We start from the raw sequence: 21,936 nt of genomic DNA, 5'->3' as shown, positions 1-21,936 counted from the left end.
TCCCGCGCCGAGTCCCGCTCCGTCCAAGGCTTTTCCGGTCGTCGGACGCCGCCTGTGAGCTAGTGATCAATGCGGGAACGCGACTTCCCGCTACCGTCAGTAACATGATCCACTTGTTCCCCGGGTGTCTCACGCGGTCTTCCCGGCGTCCCGCAGCGTCCCCCTCGTGCGCCCCTCGCCCCATCCGTCGACCACTCCCGAGGACATCGATGTCATCTCCCGAAGAGGCGTTGCAGCAGGCGCACGCCGACTACGAGCAGCACATGCGGACGTGCCGGCAGTGCAATGCGGACACGACCCCGTGCGCCGTCGCCAAGCACCTGCTACGTCTGTACAACAACGCGCGCCGGGGCACCCTTCGGCGCTGAGGCCTCCCGCCCCGACTCCGCCGCATCCAGGAGGACTTCGTGCGCTCCCTGCCCCGCTCGCCGGCCGGCTGGACGATGGCCGTCTTCGGAGTCCTCGCGGCCGTCATGGGGGTCGTCGGGCTCCTCGCGCCCGATGTCCTGCTGAGGGTGACGGGGTTCGCGCCGGCGGCGGAACCGCGCGGCGAGGGGGATCACACCCTCGTGTTCGTGACCGCGTCGTCCATGGCGGCGCTGAACATGGGTGTGTACTACGTGCTGGCGGCCCTCGCGGACTGGCGCGCGTTCTTCCGCTGGACCGTGCCTTTCCGCCTGCTGACCTGCACGGTCTTCACCCTCGCCGTGATCGGCGGCCGGGCCCCGGCCGGCTTCCTCGGGGTCGGGCTGTGGGAGGGCGCCGGCGCGCTGGCCACGGCCGCGGCCCTGTGCCGGGAACGGCGAGGGGCGCGCCGGCGGGAGCAGGAGCCCGCGGGCGCGCCCGGCGCGTGACCGGACCCCGGAGCGCTTCGACGCGCCCGGCAGGGCCTCACTTCAGGACGGTCTCCCACGTGTCCACCGCGAAGTGGACCTTCAGGCCGTGCCGGGCGTACAACGCGGGGGCGCCGGTGGCGTTGGCGGTGTCCACGCCGAGTCCGACCGTGTCCCGCCCGCGCGCCGCGAACGTGGCGAACGCGTGCCGCAGCAGCAGACCGCCCATGCCCCGGCCCCGCGCCTCGCGCCGCACCCCGAGGCTGCGGATCCAGCCCATCGCCTCCCGGTCGTCGCGGGCGAGCAGGAACGCGGCGTCACCCAGGTCGTCCGTCTCGACGAGCCAGACCAGGGACCAGTCGAGCAGATCGGCGTCGACATCATGCAGCCACTGCTCGTAGGCGCGCGGCTGGAAGTCGAAGTGCTCGGCGAACGTGGACTGGTGCAGCGCGTGCACCCGCACCCGGTCCGCCTCGTCGGCGCAGGGCCGCAGCCGCACACCGGTCGGGACGGCCGGAGCCAGGTCGCGGGCCGCGTCCACCGGGCGCCGCAGCACGTGGTAGCGGCGCACGACGGACCAGCCGCGCCGCTCCAGCAGGCCCTTGTCGGTGGTGGGCTCGGCGTTGAGGTGCAGATGCACCACCGCCCGGTCCGCCCCGTTCTCCCTGGCCTTGGCCAGCGCCCGCGCGTCCATGGCGTCCAGCAGCAGCTCACCGGCCCGCTGGTGGTCGGGGAGGACATAGTGGTCGACGTCGATGCGCTCGCCGCCCGAATCGTCCCACAACAGGCCGTAGGCCACGAGGCGTTCACCGTCGAACGCCAGCCACGAGTCGTGCGCGAGGGCGATGTCGGGCCGCTTCAGGTCGGATTCGACGGTGTGCAGGTCGGTCTCGGGCCGGCCTATCTCGATCCGGTCGATCTCATTGAGCAGGTCGGTCACGGCGGCCGCGTCGTCGAGGCCGGCCGGGCGAAGTGCGTAAGGCATGGGCCAAGGGTCCGGGGACGCGGGCCCCGCCGCAACGGAATTTCGGCGGGACCTGCCGTCCTGACCTGGCGGCAGGCGCAACCGAACGCACGGCCTGATCGTCTTTTTGAACATGTTCACCGCAACCGGCCCCGTGGGCGCGCACCTGCGCCACCTGCTCGACTTCGCGTGGATACAGACGCGGTCGTGCGCCTTCGCCATCGCCCTGATGTCCGGCGTCGCCGCGTCCGGCCTCCTGCGCGGACTCCCCGTGGCCCGCTACGACCTGCTCGTGGTCTACGGGGTGCTGCTCACCCTGCTGTTCTATCTGCGGGGCTGGGAGAACGGCCGGGACGTCGCCGTCATCGCGGTCTGCCACGTGGTCGGCCTGGCCTTCGAGATCGTCAAGGTCTCGCTCGGCTCCTGGAGCTACCCGGAGCCCGCCGTGCTCAAGTTCGCGGGCGTCCCGCTGTACGGCGGCTTCCTGTACGCGGCGGTCGGCAGCTACGTCTGCCGCGCCTGGCGCCTGTTCGACATGGAACTGGTCCGCTACCGGCCCCGGATGACCGCGCTCGTGGCCGCCGCCGTGTACGTCAACTTCTTCACCCACCACTGGCTGCCCGACGTCCGCTGGCTGCTCGCCGTGCTCCTGCTGGCCGTCACCGCGGGCACGTCGGTGCGCTACACGGTGCGCGGGCGCCGCCTGCGGATGCCCCTGGCCCTGGCGTTCGTCCTCATCGGGTTCTTCCTGTGGCTCGCGGAGAACCTCGCCACCTACCTCGGCGCGTGGCGCTACCCCTACCAGCTCGACGGCTGGCAGCCGGTCGGCGTGGAGAAGTTCGGCGCCTGGTCGCTGCTGATCAGCGTCACGTTCGTCCTCGCTGCGGTCGCCCGGTCGCGCCGGTCACAGCACTAGAGAAAGGGGCGGGGAGCACGCCCCGCCCCCTTCGCCTCACGCGCCCTTGGGTCCCGCCTGCTGCACGACCTCGAACGACCACAGCGTCGACCCGGCCGCCGCGGGCTTCGGGCGCTCGCCGCCCTCCTGGCCGCCGCCCTGGTGGGCCGCCTTCATCGGGCCCTCCATCCACGCCTGGAAGGACTCCTCGTCCCGCCAGCGCGTGTACACGAGGTAGGTGTCGGTGCCCTCGACCGGCCGCAGCAGCTCGAACCACTCGAACCCGTCGGAGTTCTCCACGGCGTGCGCCCGCGAGGCGAACCGCTTCTCCAGCACCTCCCGCTGCTCGGCGGGCACGGTCAACACGTTGATCTTGACGACGCTCATGCACCCATCCTGCCGCACGATGGATCAGGAGCGCGTGAGTGGCTGGTGCCTGCTCGACGGCTTGCAGCCGTCCACGGCGTCTCCCACCCCTGCCCCTGCCGGACAGGAGGGGGCGGCGGCCCCCGTGCACACGGTGGCGCGCCTCCCGCGCCTCCTCACCGGCCCTCGCCCGTGACCGCTCCGTGCAGGAAGACGTCCACCAGTTCACCGGGCGTCAGATCGGGCTCGTCGTCCGTGCGCGGCTGGGTGAACAGCAGGCCGAAGAACAGGGCCGCGATCTGCTCCGGCGGCCGGCGCAGCGTGGCGCGGTCGGGCTCCAGCAGGTCCGCGAGGGCCGCGCGGAGGCGGGCCGTCGACTCCTGGCGGCCGGCGCCGCGCACGGCACCGGGGTGCTTGCCGCCGCGGTGTCCCAGTGAGCCCATCACGGCGCCCATTCGGGCGAGATGCGCCTGAAGTGCCTCGGCCGCCTCGGCGAGCCGGTCGGCGAGCGGCTGGGTCATGTCGATCGCGTCGAGTTCACGGATCGCGTGGTCGGGGGAGAGCGCCTCGGCGACACAGGCATCGATCAGTTCCTCCTTGTCGGCGAAGACGCGGAAGATCGTGCCCTCTCCGATGCCCGCGGCGCGGGCGATCTTCGCGGTCGTCACGGCGGAGCCGTACTCGGCGATCAGCGGGATGGCGGTCTGGACGATCATCTCGCGGCGCTGCTCCGGCGACATGGCGGGCGCGCGACGACGGGCGGTCTGCTTCTCGGTGGGAGTCATGGCGGCAGCCTACGGAGTGAGTGCTCACTCCGTCAATGAGTGAGCACTCACTCCGACAACTTCACCGCTGTGGGGGAAGGCCCCGTGCCCGGCCGGAGCCGGGGCCGGGCACGGGACCTGGCTCAGGCGGTGTGCAGGGTCAGGCCGTAGCGGCCCAGGATCTCGTTGACCGGCTGGAACCAGCTCTCGCCGCCGCTGGAGCAGTTGCCCCAGCCGCCCGAGGTGACGCCCTGGGCCTGGTCGCCGCTGATGAACGAGCCGCCGGAGTCGCCGGGTTCGGCACAGACGCTGGTCTTCGTCATCTGGTGCACCGCGCCCTGGCTGTAGTTGACCGTCTCGTTCTTGGCGAGCACCCTGCCGCAGTGCCAGTGCGTCGTCGAGCCGGAGCGGCAGACGGAGGCGCCGACGGGCGCCTCGCCCGATCCCCGCACCAGCTGGTCCGACACGGTGCCCCAGCCGAGCACGACCGGTACGGTCCACCAGCCGCTGCCGACGCTGACCCAGGCGTAGTCGTTGTCCGGGAACGAGGAGCCCTGGAAGGTGCCGATGTAACTGCCGTCCCAGCCCCGGACACCCGCGCCCGGCTGGCCGCAGTGCCCCGCGGTGATGAAGCCGCCGTGCACCGAGAAGCCTATGGAGCAGCGGACGTTGCCCGTGTAGTACGGGTCGCCGCCGACGGTGCCGGCCGCGAAGGTGGAGGGCGCGGACGCGACCGTGCGGACGGTCACCGGACCGGCCGCGCGAGCGCGGGACACGAAGCGGCGGACATCGTTGTCAGCCCGCTCGCCCCTGACGACGTTCACGACCACGGTCCCGGCGGCCGGGTCGACGTGCCAGCTGCTCACCCCGGACGGGGCGTCGAGGCGGTCGATGCGGGCCTTGGCGGTGTCGAGTTCCCGTGCGGTGTGCTCGACGGTCCGGACAGCGGCGCCGGTCGCCTCGACGCGGCGCACGGTCGCGGGGGAGGCGTCCGTGGTGAGGCCGACGGTGAGGCGTTCGGCGCGTGCGTCGAACCACGAGCCGCCGTAGGCGGATCCGGCCGCCTCGCGTGCCTTCGGCGCGACGGCCGTCGCCGTGCGTTCGGCGGCGAGCCGCGTCTTGGCCTGCTCCTTCGACAGGCCGAGGTCGCGCTGCATGGCCTGGAGCAGTCCGTCGGAGGCGACGGCGGAGGTGGGGGCGCGGTCCGCCGGGGTGGGGGAGTCGTCCGCGGTGGCCTGCCCGGTGCCGGCCGCGGACCAGCCGCCGAGCACCAGGAGCGCGGAGAGACAGGCATAGGTGAGTCTGCTGCGTCTCAAGGGAGTTGCCCTTCGTCGTTCCAGCAAGGTGGGGGTGGAACAACCGCAAACTGAGAGCGCTCTCATCGGGTTGGGCCGAGCATAGCCAGGGCAACCTGTCAGGTCCATACCATGTGCGGAAGGTGCTTCCGGCGCACAGACGGCAGCGCGCGCACCCGGAGGTTCCGGGTGCGCGCGCTGCGGTACGGCGTGTGCGTCAGCCCATCTGGCCGGTCCTGGCCTCCCGCCACAGGTCGACGCCGCCGTCGGTGGCGTACTTGTCGATCTCGGCCAGCTCCTCGTCCGTGAAGTCGAGGTTCTCCAGCGCGGCCACGTTCTGCTCGAGCTGCTCGGTGCGCGAGGCGCCGATCACCAGCGAGGTCACCCTCGGGTCGCGCAGCGCCCAGGCGAGCGCCATCTGGGCCAGGCTCTGCCCGCGCCGGGCCGCGATGTCGTTCAGCGCGCGCAGCCGGCCCCGCATCTCGTCCGACAGCCAGCCCTCGTCGAACGACTTGCCCTGAGTGGCCCGGGACCCGGCGGGCACGCCCTCCAGGTACCGGCCCGTCAGCAGTCCCTGGGCCAGCGCCGTGAAGCCGATGACGCCGAAGCCCTCCTGCTCGGCGGCGTCCAGCAGCCCCTCGTTCTCGATCCAGCGGTTGAGCATGTTGTACGACGGCTGGTGGATGAGGAGCGGCGTGCCCAGGTCCCGCAGGATGGCGGCGGCCTGCCGGGAGCGCTCGGCGTCGTAGGAGGAGATGCCGACGTACAGGGCCTTGCCCTGGCGGACGGCGGTGTCGAGCGCCCCCATCGTCTCCTCCAGCGGGGTGCCGGGGTCGAGCCGGTGGGAGTAGAAGATGTCGACGTAGTCCAGCCCCATCCGCTTCAGCGACTGGTCGAGCGAGGCCAGCACGTACTTCCGGGAGCCGCCGCCCTGGCCGTAGGGGCCGGGCCACATGTCCCAGCCGGCCTTGGTGGAGATCACCAGCTCGTCCCGGTACGGCGCCAGGTCCTGCTGCATCAGCCGGCCGAAGTTGATCTCGGCGGAGCCGTAGGGCGGGCCGTAGTTGTTGGCCAGGTCGTGGTGCGTGATGCCCAGGTCGAAGGCGCGCAGCGCGATCTCGCGCTGGGTCTCGAAGGGCTTGTCGTCACCGAAGTTGTGCCAGTAGCCCAGCGACAGCACGGGCAGGTCGAGTCCTGAGCGCCCGGTGCGCCGGTACCGCATGGTGCCGTCGTAGCGCTCGGGGTCGGCGACGTGGTTCATCGAGTGGTCTCCGCAAGGTGCAGTCGGGGTCGTCCGGTCCTGGTGAGGGACCTGTTCACTGTGCTCCTGCCCGATTCTCGCGTCCAACGCATCGTTTTCATGGCATTCAGCGGCGCCGTTTCTGAATGCCGGCCGCCGTCCGCGCTCATCGTCCGCTCGCGGTCGCCGCCGGGACGTTGTACCCCTCCACCCGGACCACCGGCCGGCCGGAGCGCAGGGCGGGCGCCGGCCAGTCGAGCGTGACCGTCCGGGACTCGCCGGGCAGCAGCCACAGGTAGTTGTCGCCGTACAGGGTGGGCAGCACCCGGTCCCCCTTCCCGTCCAGCAGCGACACCCGCACCATGGCCGCCACGGTCGTGCCCCGGTTGCGCAGCCGGGCCGTGAGCCGGTGCCGCCCGCCCGTGCGGTCCGTGCCGGTGACCTCGACCGACACCCGGGTCCCGGCGACCTCGTTCAGGGCGCGCAGGTGGGCGGGCTCGCGGTAGCGCCAGTACGTGTTCTCGGCCAGCAGATCGCCCCGCGCGTCCACGAGCCTCAGCCGCAGGAGATGCAGGTCGGGGAGGTCGTCCGTCCAGCCCGCGGTGAGGGCGGCCGCCGTCGAGGAGGGGGCGACGTCCACCTTCGCGCGCCGCTCGGTGCCGAGCCGGCGGCCGGAGAAGTCGTGGCGGGAGACGACGACCGTGGCGCCCGTGATCCGGCGCGGCGTGTGGTTGACCGCGAGGACCTGTCCGCTCACCGGGTCGGCCTGCACGTGCACGGCCTCGCTCGCCTTGCGGACGCCGTAGTAGGCGCCGTTGACGTCGAAGTCGTAGTCGTACGTCTGCCACACCGTGCTGTACCAGGCCGGGTGCGACATCCACAGCAGCAGGGCGCTCGCGTCCTCCCACAGGCGGGCGTTCCACGCCTCGAACATGGCGCGGAAGTTCTCGTAGTTGACGAACTGCGCCTTGCGGCAGAGGTCGTCGAGGTCCTTCGCCTCGCCGAGCCGGGACTCGATCGCCGCCCGGTAGTTCTGCGGAGCCTGGTTCCCGCGGGTGCTCCAGTCGTGGTAGTACCAGGCGCCCTTGACCGGCCACTCCGGTTCGTCGCCCACGAGGCGGCGCATCGTCTCCGCCGTCGGCAGCACCGGCATGCCGATCTCCGTGTGGAAGCCGAAGCTCCCGCTCCCGTAGGTGCTCGCGGAGTAGTAGCGCTCGGGCTCCACCCAGCCGTACGGGCCGCCGCCGGAGACGATGCCGCCCGCCGAGTTGTTCTGGTACAGCAGGTCGGGCGTCTCCGCCCGGACCGCGGCCCGCATCCCGTCGTCGAGGGGGCCGGGCGGATTGCCCTCGTTGGCGCCGCACCAGACGACGATGCTCGGGTGGGAGCGGTAGCGGCGCACGGTGTCCTGGGCGAGGCTCAGGAACGCCTCGTGGTCCGGCGGGTCCATGGCCCAGGCGTTGGGGAAGTCGTTCCAGACCAGCAGGCCGTGCTCGTCGCAACTGGCGTAGAACTCCTCGCGGTTGCTCGACACCAGCCAGTTGCGGATCATCGTGAAGTTCATGTCGCGGTGCATGCGCACGGCCGCGTCGATCCGTTCCGCGGGCATCCTGCGCAGCAGCTCGTCCCAGCCCCAGTTGCCGCCCCGGCAGAACACCCGGACACCGTTGACGCTGATCTTCAGCGGCACCGTGGAGTTGTCGACGGACTTCACGTCCGTCCAGTCCTCGCCGTCGTCCGAGACCTGCACCGTGTACGTCCGCGCGTACGCCTGCTCCCACAGGATGACCACCCGGTCGAACCGCACGGACGCGCCCAGGTCGACCTGGATCGACTGCTCGTCCTCGTACGCCGACGACCAGCGGGTGTTCGGATCGCCGTCCACGGCGTTGGCGGCCCGGCTGCCCCCGCCCTCCTCCGAGGAGGCGGTCGCGTCCTTGCGCAGCGCCAGGTCGGTGCCCGGGGAGGCGCTGTCGATCACCGACAGGCTCCACATCGAGGCGCCCCAGCTGGTGGCCCGGCTGTGGCACAGCACCCGGACGTGGCGGGCGGTGCGCGGCTCGAACTCCACGCTCTGCAGCGCGGCCGAGCCCGAGGCGCGGAACGGCAACGGGGTCGCGGCGTTGTCGACGGAGGCGGCGTCGCGCCAGGTGTCCCCGTCGTCGGAGACCTGCACGTCGTACGTCTTCGCGTACGCCTGCTCCCAGGTGACGACGACCCGGTCGAAGGACGCCTCGGCGCCCAGGTCGACCGCGACCCACTGGTCGTCCTCGAACGCCGACGACCAGCGCGTCTTCGGGTCGCCGTCCGTGACGTTGCCCGGCTTGTGCGCGTCCTCGTCCACGGTCGAGGCGGTGGCGTCCCGGTGCAGGGCCAGGTCGGTGCCGGGGGAGGCGCTGTCGATCACCGACAGGCTCCAGATCGACGATCCCCAGCTGGTGGCGCGGGTGCGGCACCGGATCCGCACATGGCGGGCCTTCTGCCGGGGGAACTGCACGGTCTGGGCGTAGGAGTCGCTGCCCGACTGGAAGGTCAGCGGCACGTCGTACTCGTAGCCGAACTGGCGTATGCCGAACCGGGTCGTGCGCCGGTCGCTCTCGCGGCCGCCGACCGTCGCGGTCAGCGTCAGGTCGTGCAGGGCGGGCTCGCCGTAGCCGTTGGGCCACCACAGCTTCGGGTTCCGCAAGCGCAGTTGCGCGTGGTCGGCGGGGCTGAAGACGACGTCGACCGTCTCGCCCGCGGGCACGGTGACCGTCCGGGTCACGCGCACGCCCTCGAAGGCCGCCCGGACGGTGACACTCCGGGGTGCCGGGTCCGCGTTGCGGACCGGGACGACGAGCGTCAGCTCGGCCGTGCCGGTGTCGGGCAGGCCGGGCAGCCGGGTGTCCACGCGCACGTCACCGATGACGGCCGCGCCCGTCGAGCGCAGCCGCACGTGGTTCCACAGGCCGGCCGCGCGGTCGCGCACCGCCGGCATCCAGTCCCAGCCCGAAGCGGCCAGGTACGTCGGCGAGTTGCGGTTCATCATGGTGGCGCCGGCGTCCACGAACGCCAGCCCGGCGGGGCCCTTGTCGCCCGGACTGCCCGGGTACGGCATCGGCGTGATCCGCACGGCGAGGGCCTGCTCGCCGCCCTCGGCCAGAAGCCGGGTGACGTCGAACGCGGCGCGCGCGAAGGGGAAGACGACCTCGCCCACCCGGTCGCCGTTGAGCCAGACCTCCGCCTTGTGGTTCACCCCGTCGAACTCCAGCCACACGTGGCGCCCGGCGCCGGTGTCCAGGCCCTTCGGCAGCCGGAACCGGCGCCTGTACCACCAGGAGTGCCGGGACAGGGCCTCCGGGACGTGCAGATTGGCGAACCCGGCGACCGGGTCGGGCAGATGCCCCTGGTCGACCAGGGAGGTCAGCACGGTGCCCGGCACGGTGGCGGGCAGCCAGCGGCTGGTGTCGAACTCCGGCCGGGACAGCTCGGCGCCCTCGGCGCCGGCCCGGTCGTCCATGGTCAGGTCCCAGCCGGACTCCAGGGGTACGGTGCCGTCGGCGGCCATCCCGAGCGCCGGGGGAGTGCGGTGGTGCACGCCCCAGTCGGTCCAGCCGGTGACGGCGGGACGCCGGTCACGGCAGGTGCCGTACACCTGGAAGCCGTTCAGGCCCAGCGGGTTGGCGTTCGAACGCTTGCGCACGGTCAGGCGCACCCAGCGTGCGGTGACCGGCTTCGGCAACTCGATCCCGACGACCCCGCCCCGGCCGGAGTCCGTGTGGTACACAGCCGTCCACGCCTTCTCGTCGCGGGACGTCTCGACGACGAAGTCCACCGCGCAACTGGAGAGGATCTCCTGCCCCGTGGTGTTGTCACGGGGACTGCCGTTCGGCGCGTCGACGTACGGCGGGTCGTCCACGGTCGCCTCGAAGACGAACCGCAGCGACTCCACCTCGCACAGCGCCTGCAGGTCGACGCTGATCCACTGCGGATCACCGGCCGCCGCCCGCCATCCGCTGCCGCGCACGCCGACCGTGTCCAGGCCGTCCACGGCGAACTCGGCCGGGGTGGGCGCGTAGTCGGTGGAGGACACCTTCACCGGCCGGTACGCGGCGAGTTCACCCTGGGTCGGGGCCGGTCGCGGGTGGCCGGTTCCCGCCGCGGCGGCGGCGCCCGGGAAGCCCAAGCCGGCCCCGAAGCCCGCGAGGAGCGTCGATCCGGCGGAGAGGACGGTGCGGCGGGACGGCACGGAAGACTGATCCGGCATGGGACACGAGCTCCGATCAGGGATGTCCGGGGGGCGAGGCGACCCGGAACGCTGCTGACAACGTTGCCGAGAGCAGGCTTCGTTGGGCTCCGCAGGGGCTCTGACAACGTTGCCAAACCCTGCACCGCCGGGGACCGCCCGTCAATACCCCCGACGGCGGGAACCCGTGTTTCTGTAAATTAGTAATTAATATTGACAGGGTTCCGGCCGCACGCCACAGTCTTCGCCGTGACGCCGACGGCCCCGGCACCGAAGCGGCCCGCGTCACACCTCCTCCTGCTTCCCAACCCCCGGGAGAGGCACGTGACTTCATTCGCCCTGACGACCGCGATCGCCGTGGTCCTGACCGCCTCCGCGGCACCGCCCGCCAGCGCGGACGCCCCGGCGGACGCCGCCGTGGACCAAGGCGCCCCCGCCTACTACGACAGCGGTCTCGCGCCGACGCCGTACATGGGCTGGAACACCTACTACGGGCTCGGCGCGCCCACCGAGAAGGAGGTCCGCGCCGTCGCCGACAAGCTGGTCAGCAGCGGTCTGCGGGACAGCGGCTACGACATCGTGTGGCTGGACGGCGGCTGGCAGGCCGACAACCCCCGTGACGCGCAAGGGCGGTTGACGGCCCACCCCGACCGCTTCCCCTCCGGCATCCCGGCACTCGTCTCCTACCTCCACCGGCGCGGCCTCAAGGCCGGCATCTACACCGACGCCGGCGCGTACGACGGCGGGAAGACCTGCGGCCTCGGCAGCCGCGGCCACTACACCGAGGACGCGCGGCAGTTCGCCGACTGGAAGATCGACGCCATCAAGGTCGACTTCCTGTGCGGCATCGGAGTCCAGCTCGATCCGGGTCCCGCCTTCAAGGAGTTCGGCGACGCCGTCGCCAAGTCGGGCCGCAGGATGCTGCTCAACCTCTGCAACCCGCTCACGGACGACTGGGGCCTGCCGCACACCCCCGAGCAGGACGCGCACAACACGTACGCCTACGCCCCGCTGATCGCCGACTCCTGGCGCACCGGTACCGACATCGCCTGGGGCACCCCCAGTCCCGGCCAATGGCCCAACATCCTGCGCAACATGGACGCCAACGCCTGGCATCCTGAGGCGCAGGGCCCCGGCCACTACAACGACCCGGACTACCTCATCCCGATGCGCCGCATGGCCGACGGCTCCCTCGAGCTGTCCGAGGAGGAGTCGACCACCCAGTTCGTGATGTGGGCCGAGATGGGCTCGCCGCTGGTGCTCGGCTCCGACCCGCGCACCCTGTCCGCGTCGATGGTCCGGACACTGCGCAACCCCGAGATCATCGCCGTGAACCAGGACCCGCTCGCCGTCCAGGGCGTCCGGGTCGCCACCGACTCCACCGGGGACGTCTACAGCAAGGACCTCGCCGGGAACGGGCAGCGGGCCGTGGTCCTGCTCAACCGCTCCGACCAGCCGGCCCGTCGCACGGTGGAGTTCGCCGACGTCGCGCTCGGCGGGACGGTGAAGGTCCGCGATCTGCGCGCCCGCGCCGACCGCGGCACGCACACCGGGTCGTACACCGTGGAGGTCCCCGCGCACGGCACCGCCTTCCTGAAGCTGACCGGCGAGGAGGCGCTGCCCGGCACGGGGATCGGCGAGGCGGCGACCGCGAGCCCGGCGGTCGTCCGCAGCGGCGACACGCTCACCACGTTCTTCCGCGGTCCGCACGGCAGCCTCAAGCAGCACACGGCGAGCGGTGACGGTCGCGGCCGTACGACCGACCTGGGCGGGCCCGTGGACGGTCGCGTCCTCGGCCAGCCCGCCGCGTACGCCTCGGCCGGCGGCCGGATCGACCTGTTCGTGCGCGGCACCGACTCCCGGGTGTACCGACGGGTGTTCGAGGACGGACGCTGGGGCGGCTGGCGGAGCCTCGGCGGCCGGGTCACCGACGCGCCGTCCGTGGCCTTCACCGACCCGGCGCACTGGACGCTCGTCGCGCGCGGCTCGGACGGGCGGATCGTGCAGCGAGGCCCCGCCTCGGACTGGTCGTCGCTGGGCGCCCCCGGAGACCGGCAGACGTACGGCAGGCCGTCCGCCGCCGTGGACGCGCAGGGCCGCGTGCACATCGCCGTGCGTACCCCGTCGGACGACATCTGGACGCGGTCGCGCGACGGTTCAGGCGCCTGGTCCGCGTGGTCGTCGCTGGCCGGCACCGTGAGCGGCAGCCCGACGCTGGTCACCGTCGGGGGCGCCGTGGTGCTGTACGCGCGCGCCGGCGACTACACGCTCTGGCAGCAGCGGTACGAGAACGGCGCCTGGCAGGGGTGGACGAAGCGGCAGGAGTTCCCGAGTGCCGCCTTCGAGGGTGCGCTCGGCGCGGTCGCGGGGCCGGACGGTGCCGTGGACGTCGCGTATCGAGGGGTGGACGGGACCGTCCACCGGACCGAGTTCAAGTAGCCACCGGGCTCAGGTCCAGTAGCCACCGGCCTCAGGCGAAGTAGCCACCGGCCTCAGGCAAATAAATTAGTAATTATTCTTGACGTGGTGGAAGCGCCACGCGAACCTGGATCCGCCGCGAGCGGGCCCCCGGCCGTCAGGACGGCCGGCCCCGCCCGCGCGGATCCACAGGGAGCCCTCCATGACCTACCCCCAGCCCAGCCGACGGCAACTCCTCGCCGGGCTCGGCGCCGCCGGGACGGCCGCGCTGCTCAGCGGCTGCGTCACCTCCACCTCGTCCGCGAAGTCCTCCTCCTCGGGCGCGGTCACCCTCCAGTCCAACCTGTCCGCTCCCCAGGCCAAGGCCGCGATGCAGGACATCGTCGCCGCCTACGGCAAGAGGAAGTCCGGGGACGTCAGCCTCAACACGGTGGCCGCGGAGACGTTCCGCACGCAGCTGCCGACCTACCTCACCTCGGCCAACCCGCCGGACGTCTACACCTGGTACCCCGGCTCCGTCGCGGACGCCTACGCCAAGAAGGACCTCCTCCTCGACCTCGGCGAGCTCTGGGACGGACCGGAACTCAAGGGCTACTCCAAGGCCCTGAACTCCCTGTGCACCGCGAGCTCCGGCAAGAAGGTCTTCGTCCCCACCACCTACTACTGGTGGGGCATGTTCTACCGGAAGTCCCACTTCGCCAAGTGGGGCGTGAGCGAGCCGAAGACATGGGACGAGTTCCTCGACCTGTGCGAGAAGCTCAAGAGCAAGGGCGTCGCCCCCATCGGCCTGGGCGCCGGCGGGAACACCGCCTGGGTGGCCTCCGCCTGGTTCGACTACCTCGACATCCGCATCAACGGCGCCGAGTACCACCGCGAACTCCTGGCGGGCAAGCACCGGTTCGACGACCCGCAGGTCCGCCGCGTCTTCGACCGCTGGCGCGAGGTGCTGCCGTACTTCGACCCGAACGGCACCGCGGGCGCCTTCCAGGACGCCACCACCGCGCTGCTCAACGGCCGCAGCGGCATGATGCTCATCGGCACCTTCTTCGCCGACGCGGCGCCCAAGGACGCCCTCGACGACATCGACTTCTTCCGCTTCCCCGTCATCGACCCGAAGGTGCCGCTCGCCGAAGAGGCCCCCACGGACGGCTACTTCGCCAGCGCCCGCACCGGCCGCCGCGACGGCGTGCTCGACCTGCTCGGCTACCTCGCCACCGCCGAGGCGCAGGAGATCTACATCAAGGGCTCGTCCGGCACCGTCCTGCCCTGCCACCCCGACGCCGAGGACGCCGGCACCCCGCTGGTGACGAAGGGCCGCAAGCACATCGAGGAGGCCGTCGAGATCACCCAGTTCTTCAACCGCGACTCCAGCGACGCCCTCCAGCCCACCGCCGACACCGCGCTGACCAAGTTCCTCGCCAAGCCCAAGGAGATCGACTCCATCCTCACCGACTGGCAGCGTGAGGCCGAGAAGATCTGGAAGGCCTGACATGGCCGTCCTCACCGCCCCCCACCGCAAGTCCCCGGTCCCGGCGCCGTCCCGTGGCGGCCGGGTCCGGGGCCCCCGGCGCACCCCGCCGCTGGTGCTCGCCTTCGTCCTCGTCCCGCTGCTCGCCGAGGCCGTCTGGGTGTTCTGGCCCGCGGTCCAGGGCTTCTACCTCGCCCTCACCAGCTGGGACGGCGTGTCCGCGCCCAGATTCGTCGGGCTGGGCAACTTCCGCGAGATGGCCTCCGACGACGTGTTCCGCGGCGCCCTCGGCCACACCGTGCTGTGGCTGGTCCTGTTCGGCGGCCTCTCCGCCCTGCTCGGGCTCGCCGCCGCCCTGCTGCTCCAGCAGGAGCGGCGCGGCGTCGGCTTCTACCGTGCCGCCCTCTTCCTGCCCGTGGTGTTCTCGCTCGTCGCGACCGCGCTGGTCTGGCAGGCCGTCTACCAGCCCGACGGTGTCCTCAACCAGCTTCTGGAGGCGGTCGGCCTCGGCAGCCTGCGGCACGCCTGGCTCGCCGACCAGGACACCGCCCTGTACGCGGTCATCGTGCCCGCGCTGTGGCGGCAGATCGGCTACGTGATGGTCCTCTACCTCGCCGGCCTCAAGGGCATCGACCCCGCCCTCCACGAGGCCGCCAAGGTCGACGGCGCGAGCACCTGGCAGCGCTTCCGCCACGTCACCCTGCCCCAGCTGCGCAGCGTCAACGCGGTCGTCGTGTCCGTCATCATCATCGACTCGCTGCGCTCCTTCGACGTCGTGTGGTCGCTGACCCGCGGCGGCCCCTACCACTCGTCCGAACTGCTGAGCACCTACATGTACTCGACCGCCTTCCAGTCCCTGCGGCTCGGCTACGGCTCCGCGCTGGCCGTCGTCATCTTCCTGCTGGCGTTCGGCGTCATCGCCTCCTACCTCGTCCGCGCCTTCCGGGAGGCCGACTGATGTCCGCCACCACCACGGCCGTACGCCGCAGGCGGGCCGCCACCGCCGGATTTCATGTCAGCGCGGGCGCGCTGGCCCTGCTGTGGCTGCTGCCCATCGCCCTGGTCCTGGTGACCAGCCTGCGCTCCTTCGACGACATCGCCGCCCACGGGCTCGGCAGCCTGCCGCACTCCTTCACCCTGGACAACTTCCGCCAGGCATGGGTCGACGGCGGCCAGCAGCGCGCGCTGATCAACAGTCTGCTCGTCACCGTGCCCTGCGTCCTCGCGACGCTCGCGCTCGCCGCCATGGCCGCGTTCGCCCTCAGCCGCTACGACCTCCCGCTGCGCCGCTCCCTGCTGCTGCTCATGCTCGGCGGCAACCTGCTGCCGCCGCAGATCCTGCTCATCCCCGTCTCCAAGCTGAGCGAGATGATCGGCGTCTACGACACCCTGCCCGCCCTCATCGGCGTGCAGATCGGCTTCGGTGTCGGCTTCTACGTCTTCGTGCTGCACGGCTTCATGCGGGCCATCCCCGCCGAGATCCAGCAGGCCGCCGTCGTGGACGGCGCCGGACCCTGGCAGGTCTTCTGGAGGATCATCCTCCCGCTGACCCGGCCCGCTCTCGCCGCGCTCAGCGCCCTGTCCTTCACCTGGATCTTCAACGACCTGCTGTGGGCCATCACCGTGCTGCGCAGCGACACCAAGATGCCCATCACCGCCGCCCTCATCGGACTCCAGGGCCAGTACGTGTCCATGTGGAACGTCATCGCCGCCGGATCCGTCATCGCCGCCGCGCCCACCGTCGCCGTGTTCCTGCGCTTCCAGCGGCACTTCGTGGCCGGCCTCAACCTGGGAGCGGTCAAGTGACGCACCCGCGCTGGATTCTGCGCACCGAGAACACCACCTACACCCTCCGCCTGTCCCAGGACGGCCCCTGGGCCGAGCTGGACGCCTGGGGACCGGCCGGCGTCGAGGAGGGCCCCTCCGCCCTCGACTGGTCGCACCGCACGCACTTCGTCACCCCGGCCGACGCGGCTCCCGCCGAGTATCTGCCGTACGGCCTACGGCCCTTCACCGGGGCCGAACTGGTCGCCGCGGCGCCCGGCGGGGAGCGCGGCGCCTGGTGGGAGTTCACCGGCGCCGAGGAGAGCGAGGGCGGCCTGCGGCTGTCGTTCACCGACGACGTCCTCGGCCTGCGCACGGTCCTGTGCTACGAGACGGTGCCCGGCACCGACGTGATCCTGCGCTGGACCGAGCACACCGCCGCTCGCGAACTGCGCCTGGAACGCTTCGACTCGGCCGCCGTGAACGTGCCGGTGACCGTGGGCGCCCGGCTCACCTACCTCACCGGTCAGTGGTCCCAGGAGTTCCAGCGCACCCAACTGCGTTTGACCAGGGGCACGTTCACCATGGGCAGCACCCAGGGCGTCCCCGGCCACGCCTACGCGCCCTGGCTCGCCGTGCAGGACGGCACCCCCGGCGACGGCCCCGCCTACGGGGTCGCCCTGGAGTGGGCCGGGAACTGGCACATCACCGCCGAGGCCGAACCCGGCGGCGCGGTCCGGGTCCGCGCCGGACGCGTCCCGCACGAGAGCGCCGTCGTCCTCACCCCCGGCACCACCCTGACCACCCCCCGCCTCGCCTGCGCCTTCAGCGCCGACGGACTCGACGGGCTGTCCCGCGTCTGGCACCGCTACGAGCGCCGGCTCGCCGGCGACCGCCTGCACCGCACCCGCAAGGTCCTCTACAACTCCTGGGAGGCCACCGGCTTCGACGTCGACGCCGCCGGACAGCTCGAACTCGCCAAGGTGGCCGCCGACATCGGCGCCGAACTGTTCGTCGTGGACGACGGCTGGTTCACCGGGCGCGCCGACGACACCGCGGGCCTGGGCGACTGGTACCCGGACCCGGCGGCCTTCCCGCAGGGCTTCGACCGGTTCGTCGAGGACGTGCGCGGCCTCGGCCTGGACTTCGGCCTCTGGGTCGAACCCGAGGCCGTCAGCCCCGGCAGCCGCCTGCACACCGAACACTCCGACTGGGTGTACCGCGTCGACGGCCGGCCCGCCCGGCTGGTCCGCAACCAGCTGCTGCTCGACCTCGGCCGCACCGACGTCCAGGACTTCGTGATCGGCACCCTGGACCGCCTCCTCGGCACCTACGCCGTCGACTACCTCAAGTGGGACATGAACCGGCCGCCCACCGAACGCGGGCGGCCCGGCGCCGGAGCGGTCGACCTGGACGCCGAGCACGTCGCCGGATACCTGCGCGTCCTGGACCACCTGCGCACCGCACACCCGCACGTCACCGTCGAGGGCTGCGCGGGCGGCGGCGGCCGCGTCGACCACCTCACGCTGGCCCGCACCGACGTCGTCTGGCCCAGCGACAACACCGCCCCGCTCGACCGGCTCTCCATCCAGTACGGCTTCCTGCACGCCCACGCCCCGCACGTCATGAGCTCCTGGGTCACCGACGCGCCCGGCGTCTTCGACCCCCGCCCGCGCAGCCTCGCCTTCCGGTTCGTCAACGCCATGTGCGGCGTGCTCGGCATCGGCGCCGACCTGCGGGCCTGGACCCCCGAGGAGCGCGCGGAGGCCACCCGCTGGATCGCCCGCTACAAGGAGGTCCGGGACGTCGTCCACCACGGAGAGGCCCGCCTGCTCGGCAGCCCCGACGAGCCGACCTGCGGCGTCCAGTACGACGCCGGGGAGCGCACGGTCGTCGCCGCGCTGAGCACCGGACGCCTCGACGGCGCCCCGCTCGTGCCCGGCCGGCCCGCCCGGCTGCGGCTGCGGGGTCTGGACCCGGCAGCCCGCTACCGCGACACGGCCACCGGCACGACGTACGGCGGCGCGCATCTGCTGCACTACGGACTGCCGTTCGCCTGGAGCGCCGGTCACGACGCCGATCTGGTGGTACTGACACGTGAGTGAGCCGCATATCTTGCCCGGACCGCCCGCCCGGCCACAGCCCACGACCGACACGCACGAAGGAGACGACCCCAGGATGGACCGCTTCACCGGCCGCACCGCCGTGGTCACCGGCGCGGCCTCCGGCATCGGCGCCGCCACCGCCGGACGCCTCGCCGGGGAAGGAGCGGCCGTCGTCCTCACCGACGTCGCCGAGGACGCCGGTACGGCCGTCGCCGAACGGATCACGAAGGACGGCGGCCAGGCCCTGTTCGTCCGCGCCGACGTGGCCGAGGACGGCGACTGGCGCCGAGTCGTGGCCGCCGCGCACACCTTCGGGCCCGTCGACCTCCTCGTCAGCAACGCCTACACCGTCGAGGTCGCCCCGGCCGACGCGATGACCCTCACCTCCTGGCAGCGGCAGCTCGACGTCAACCTCACCGCGAGCTTCCTCGGCTTCCGGGCGGTCCTGCCCGACCTGCGCGCCCGGCGCGGAGCGGCCGTGCTCACCTCGTCCGTGCACGCCCGCGTGGGCATCCCCGGACACCCCGCCTACGCCGCGTCCAAGGGCGCCCTGCTCTCCCTGTGCGGGCAGCTCGCGGTCGAATACGGGCCCGAGGTCCGCGTCAACGCCGTCGTCCCCGGGCCCATCCTCACCGCCGCCTGGGACCGGGTGCCCCCCGAGGACCGTGAACGCAGCGTCGCCGAGACCGCCGCCCGCCGTTTCGGCACCCCGGGCGAGGTCGCCGCGGCCATCGCGTTCCTGGGCTCCGACGACGCCTCCTTCGTCACCGGCACCAGCCTCGTCGTGGACGGCGGCTGGAGCGTCGTGAAGTCCTCGGCATGACCCGCGCCCCCCGCCCCCACCCCCTGCAGAAAGGCTGGACCACATGACGCCCTACGCCCGCCGCGGCGTGCACGGCCAGACCGTGGAGGCCCTCGCCCGCCGCATCCTCGGCGGCCGGATCCCCGAGGGTGCCACGCTCGACCTGGTGGCGCTGCAGAGCGAGTTGGACGTCAGTCTCACCGCCCTGCGCGAGTCCCTGAAGGTGCTCGCCGCCAAGGGCATGGTCGACGCCCGGCAGAAACGCGGCACCTTCGTGCGGGCCCGCTCCGACTGGAACCTCCTCGACGCCGACGTGCTGCGCTGGCAGTTCGAGGGCGCGGGCGAGGCCACCGACGCCGACCGGACCCTGCTGCGCAACCTCGCCGAGGTCCGGGCCATCGTGGAGCCGGCCGCCGTGCGCCTCGCCGCCGAGCGCCGCACCGACGCCGACCTGCAGGCCCTTCAGGCGGCCCTCGACGCCATGGGCGAGGACGGCGCCGGCCCCGGCCACGCCGTCGAGGCCGACCTCGCCTTCCACCGGGCGCTGCTCGCGGCCACCCACAACGAACTGCTCGAACGCATGGAGATGGTCATCGAGCCGGGCCTCGCCCACCGCGACCGCATCGTGCACAGCCACCCGCACAGCGAGGACCCCGTGCCCGCCCACCGGGCCGTCCTCGACGCCGTGCGCGAACGGGACCCGGGGGCCGCCGAGGCCGCGATGCGCGCCCTGCTCGTCCAGGCCGGCCGCGACCTGGACCGGCTGGACGGACCCGGCGAGGCGGCGGGCGACGACGACACGAAAGGCACCGGGGGCAAGTGAAGATCACGCGGATAGAAACCTTCCAGGTCCCGCCGCGCTGGCTGTTCTGCCGGGTGGAGACCGACGACGGAGTGGTCGGCTGGGGCGAACCCGTCGTCGAAGGACGCGCCGAGGTCGTACGCGCCGCCGTGGACGTGCTCGCCGAGTACCTCGTCGGCCAGGACCCGCTGCGCATCCAGGACCACTGGCAGGTGCTCACCAAGGGCGGCTTCTACCGGGGCGGCCCCGTCCTCTCCAGTGCCGTCGCCGGACTCGACCAGGCACTGTGGGACATCGCCGGCAAGACCTACGGCGCGCCCGTGCACGCCCTGCTCGGCGGGCCCGTGCGCGAACGCGTCCGGGTCTACGCCTGGGTCGGCGGCGACGAACCCGCCGAACTCGGCGAGCAGATAGCCGCCCAGGTCGAGGCCGGCTTCACCGCCGTCAAGATGAACGGCGCCGGTGTCACCTCGCCGATCGCCACCGCCGCCGAGACCGCCGCCGTCGTCGAGCGGGTGGCCGCCGCCCGCGAGGTCCTCGGCCCCGGCCGGGACGTCGCCGTCGACTTCCACGGCCGCTTCACCGCCGCCAGCGCCCGCCGCGTCCTCGCCGAACTCGCCCCGCTGCACCCGCTGTTCGTGGAGGAACCCGTCCTCCCCGAGCACGGCCACCTGCTGCCCGGCCTGGTCGAGGCGAGCCCCGTGCCCCTCGCCACCGGCGAACGGCTCTACTCGAGGGCCGAGTTCCTGCCCGCCCTCACCGCCGGCATCGCCGTCGCCCAGCCCGACCTGTCCCACGCGGGCGGCATCACCGAGGTGCACCGCATCGCCTCCCTCGCCGACACCTACGGCGCCCAGCTCGCCCCCCATTGCCCGCTCGGCCCGATCGCCCTCGCGGCCAGCCTCCAGGTCGCCTTCGCCACCCCGAACTTCCTGATCCAGGAGCAGAGCCGGGGCATCCACTACAACAAGGACGCCGACCTGCTCTCCTACCTCGCCGACCCGACGCCGTTCCGCTTCGTCGACGGGCACGCGACCCGCAACGACGCCCCCGGCCTCGGCATCACCCTCGACGAGGCGGCCGTACGGTCGGCGGACCGGGCCGGACACGCCTGGCGCAATCCCGTGTGGCGGCACGCGGACGACTCCTTCGCCGAGTGGTGAGCGCGTGCTGACCCTCACGACCGACCCCGCCCACGGCGGCCGTTGGACGTCCCTGCGCTCACCCGCCCGCGAATGGCTGTGGCACCGCTCGGCACCCGGACGCGACACCGTCGTCCCCGGGGACGCGTTCGTCGACGCGGGCGGCCTGGAGGAGTGCGTCCCCACCGTCCGGGGCCTGCCCGACCACGGGGACGTCTGGGCCCGGCCCTGGACCCGCGACGCCGACGGCACCGAGCACGTCCGGGGCACGTCCTTCACCCTCGCCCGCACCCCCCGGGCCGACGGCGACCGCCTCCACGTCGACTACCGGCTCACCGCGCCCGCCGGGTTCCGGTTCGTGTGGGCGGCGCACGCCCTGCTGGACCTCTCCGAGCAGGCCACGCTGCGGATGTCCGGCGGAGCGGACACCCGTCTCTTCCCCGAGGCCGCCCCACTCCTGGACGGCGCCTGGCCGGCCGGCGCGCCCTGGATCGCCGGGCCGTGGCCCGCCCCGCACGGGCTGCCCCTGGACCGGCTCGGGCCCGACGACGGGACCGCGGTCGGCGCCGTCGTCGACACGCCCTCGTGCTGCGTGCACGACGGCGCCGACCGGCTCTCCTTCGCCGTGGAGGCGGAGGGACAGCCCGTGTCGACCGCCCTGTGGCGCAACCTCGGCGGCTACCCCGACACCGGCCCCTACCGCAGCACCGGCGTCGAACCCATGCTCGGCCGCGTCTTCGACCTCGCCGACGCGGGACCCGGCGACGCCGCCCGCGTCCCGGCCTCCGGCGAGGTCCACTGGCGGCTCACCCTCACCGGGGCCTGCCGCTGCCCCGACACCCCCGCACCGTAA

General features: G+C 72.6%; 18 protein-coding genes. 12 read left to right on the top strand and 6 right to left on the bottom strand.

The features are described 5' to 3' along the window. The first annotated feature begins 209 nt into the window (after nucleotides 1-209). On the top strand, nucleotides 210-368 hold the full coding sequence (locus ADL34_RS36350) for a hypothetical protein (protein WP_179199453.1): 159 nt from the start codon (nucleotides 210-212) through the stop codon (nucleotides 366-368). 75 nt (nucleotides 369-443) lie between these two features. After that, complete coding sequence (locus ADL34_RS11375) at nucleotides 444-854, top strand: hypothetical protein (protein ID WP_179199455.1); 411 nt, start codon at nucleotides 444-446, stop codon at nucleotides 852-854. A 37-nt stretch (nucleotides 855-891) separates the two neighbouring features. Here the strand turns inward: ADL34_RS11375 and ADL34_RS11370 are convergent, their stop codons facing one another. Next, nucleotides 892-1,818 carry a GNAT family N-acetyltransferase gene (locus ADL34_RS11370; protein WP_062672265.1) on the bottom strand — a complete coding sequence of 309 codons (927 nt, stop codon included), beginning with the start codon at nucleotides 1,816-1,818 and terminating at the stop codon, nucleotides 892-894. Nucleotides 1,819-1,930: 112 nt separating this feature from the next. Here ADL34_RS11370 and ADL34_RS11365 point away from each other — a divergent pair, with 112 nt between their 5' ends. After that, on the top strand, nucleotides 1,931-2,713 hold the full coding sequence (locus ADL34_RS11365; protein ID WP_062672267.1) for a DUF817 domain-containing protein: 783 nt from the start codon (nucleotides 1,931-1,933) through the stop codon (nucleotides 2,711-2,713). Between the two features lie 36 nt (nucleotides 2,714-2,749). On the opposite strand, the gene ADL34_RS11360 is transcribed toward ADL34_RS11365, so the two are convergent. The 5 genes from ADL34_RS11360 to ADL34_RS11340 form a co-directional block, all read right to left on the bottom strand. Continuing rightward, nucleotides 2,750-3,079 (bottom strand): antibiotic biosynthesis monooxygenase family protein, encoded by a 330-nt coding sequence (locus ADL34_RS11360; RefSeq protein ID WP_062672270.1) that lies wholly within the window; start codon nucleotides 3,077-3,079, stop codon nucleotides 2,750-2,752. A gap of 155 nt (nucleotides 3,080-3,234) precedes the next feature. Next, on the bottom strand, nucleotides 3,235-3,774 hold the full coding sequence (locus tag ADL34_RS11355; RefSeq protein ID WP_199835557.1) for a TetR/AcrR family transcriptional regulator: 540 nt from the start codon (nucleotides 3,772-3,774) through the stop codon (nucleotides 3,235-3,237). A gap of 191 nt (nucleotides 3,775-3,965) precedes the next feature. Next, nucleotides 3,966-5,138 (bottom strand): S1 family peptidase, encoded by a 1,173-nt coding sequence (locus ADL34_RS11350; protein WP_062672274.1) that lies wholly within the window; start codon nucleotides 5,136-5,138, stop codon nucleotides 3,966-3,968. Nucleotides 5,139-5,334: 196 nt separating this feature from the next. Beyond that, on the bottom strand, nucleotides 5,335-6,378 hold the full coding sequence (gene mgrA, locus ADL34_RS11345; protein ID WP_062672276.1) for an L-glyceraldehyde 3-phosphate reductase: 1,044 nt from the start codon (nucleotides 6,376-6,378) through the stop codon (nucleotides 5,335-5,337). 145 nt (nucleotides 6,379-6,523) lie between these two features. Next, complete coding sequence (locus ADL34_RS11340) at nucleotides 6,524-10,603, bottom strand: discoidin domain-containing protein (protein ID WP_062672278.1); 4,080 nt, start codon at nucleotides 10,601-10,603, stop codon at nucleotides 6,524-6,526. Between the two features lie 303 nt (nucleotides 10,604-10,906). Here ADL34_RS11340 and ADL34_RS11335 point away from each other — a divergent pair, with 303 nt between their 5' ends. The 9 genes from ADL34_RS11335 (at nucleotide 10,907) to ADL34_RS11295 (ending at nucleotide 21,936) form a co-directional block, all read left to right on the top strand. Beyond that, nucleotides 10,907-13,021 carry a glycoside hydrolase family 27 protein gene (locus ADL34_RS11335; RefSeq protein ID WP_234374991.1) on the top strand — a complete coding sequence of 705 codons (2,115 nt, stop codon included), beginning with the start codon at nucleotides 10,907-10,909 and terminating at the stop codon, nucleotides 13,019-13,021. 181 nt (nucleotides 13,022-13,202) lie between these two features. Beyond that, nucleotides 13,203-14,489: an ABC transporter substrate-binding protein gene (locus ADL34_RS11330; protein ID WP_062672280.1), complete on the top strand. Its 1,287-nt coding sequence runs from the start codon at nucleotides 13,203-13,205 to the stop codon at nucleotides 14,487-14,489. Nucleotide 14,490: 1 nt separating this feature from the next. Continuing rightward, complete coding sequence (locus ADL34_RS11325; RefSeq protein ID WP_062672281.1) at nucleotides 14,491-15,426, top strand: carbohydrate ABC transporter permease; 936 nt, start codon at nucleotides 14,491-14,493, stop codon at nucleotides 15,424-15,426. Continuing rightward, nucleotides 15,426-16,274 carry a carbohydrate ABC transporter permease gene (locus tag ADL34_RS11320; RefSeq protein WP_062672282.1) on the top strand — a complete coding sequence of 283 codons (849 nt, stop codon included), beginning with the start codon at nucleotides 15,426-15,428 and terminating at the stop codon, nucleotides 16,272-16,274. The genes ADL34_RS11325 and ADL34_RS11320 overlap by 1 nt, the downstream gene beginning before the upstream one ends. Beyond that, nucleotides 16,271-18,337, top strand: a complete 2,067-nt coding sequence (locus tag ADL34_RS11315; RefSeq protein ID WP_062672284.1) for an alpha-galactosidase — start codon at nucleotides 16,271-16,273, stop codon at nucleotides 18,335-18,337. Before ADL34_RS11320 ends, ADL34_RS11315 begins: the two co-directional genes overlap by 4 nt. Before the next feature lie 73 nt (nucleotides 18,338-18,410). Further along, nucleotides 18,411-19,160 (top strand): SDR family NAD(P)-dependent oxidoreductase, encoded by a 750-nt coding sequence (locus ADL34_RS11310; RefSeq protein WP_062672286.1) that lies wholly within the window; start codon nucleotides 18,411-18,413, stop codon nucleotides 19,158-19,160. Between the two features lie 43 nt (nucleotides 19,161-19,203). Beyond that, on the top strand, nucleotides 19,204-19,962 hold the full coding sequence (locus ADL34_RS11305) for a FadR/GntR family transcriptional regulator (protein WP_062672289.1): 759 nt from the start codon (nucleotides 19,204-19,206) through the stop codon (nucleotides 19,960-19,962). After that, complete coding sequence (gene dgoD / locus ADL34_RS11300) at nucleotides 19,959-21,104, top strand: galactonate dehydratase (RefSeq protein WP_062672291.1); 1,146 nt, start codon at nucleotides 19,959-19,961, stop codon at nucleotides 21,102-21,104. The genes ADL34_RS11305 and dgoD overlap by 4 nt, the downstream gene beginning before the upstream one ends. A gap of 4 nt (nucleotides 21,105-21,108) precedes the next feature. Further along, the gene (locus tag ADL34_RS11295; RefSeq protein ID WP_062672293.1) at nucleotides 21,109-21,936 is read left to right on the top strand and encodes a hypothetical protein; all 828 of its coding nucleotides are present in this window, start codon (nucleotides 21,109-21,111) and stop codon (nucleotides 21,934-21,936) included.

The sequence above is a fragment of the Streptomyces sp. NRRL WC-3605 genome (assembly GCF_001509795.1).
Lineage (GTDB): Bacteria > Actinomycetota > Actinomycetes > Streptomycetales > Streptomycetaceae > Streptomyces > Streptomyces viridochromogenes.
Note: the sequence above shows the minus strand (reverse complement) of the source record. Positions and strands in the feature narration are given on the sequence as shown.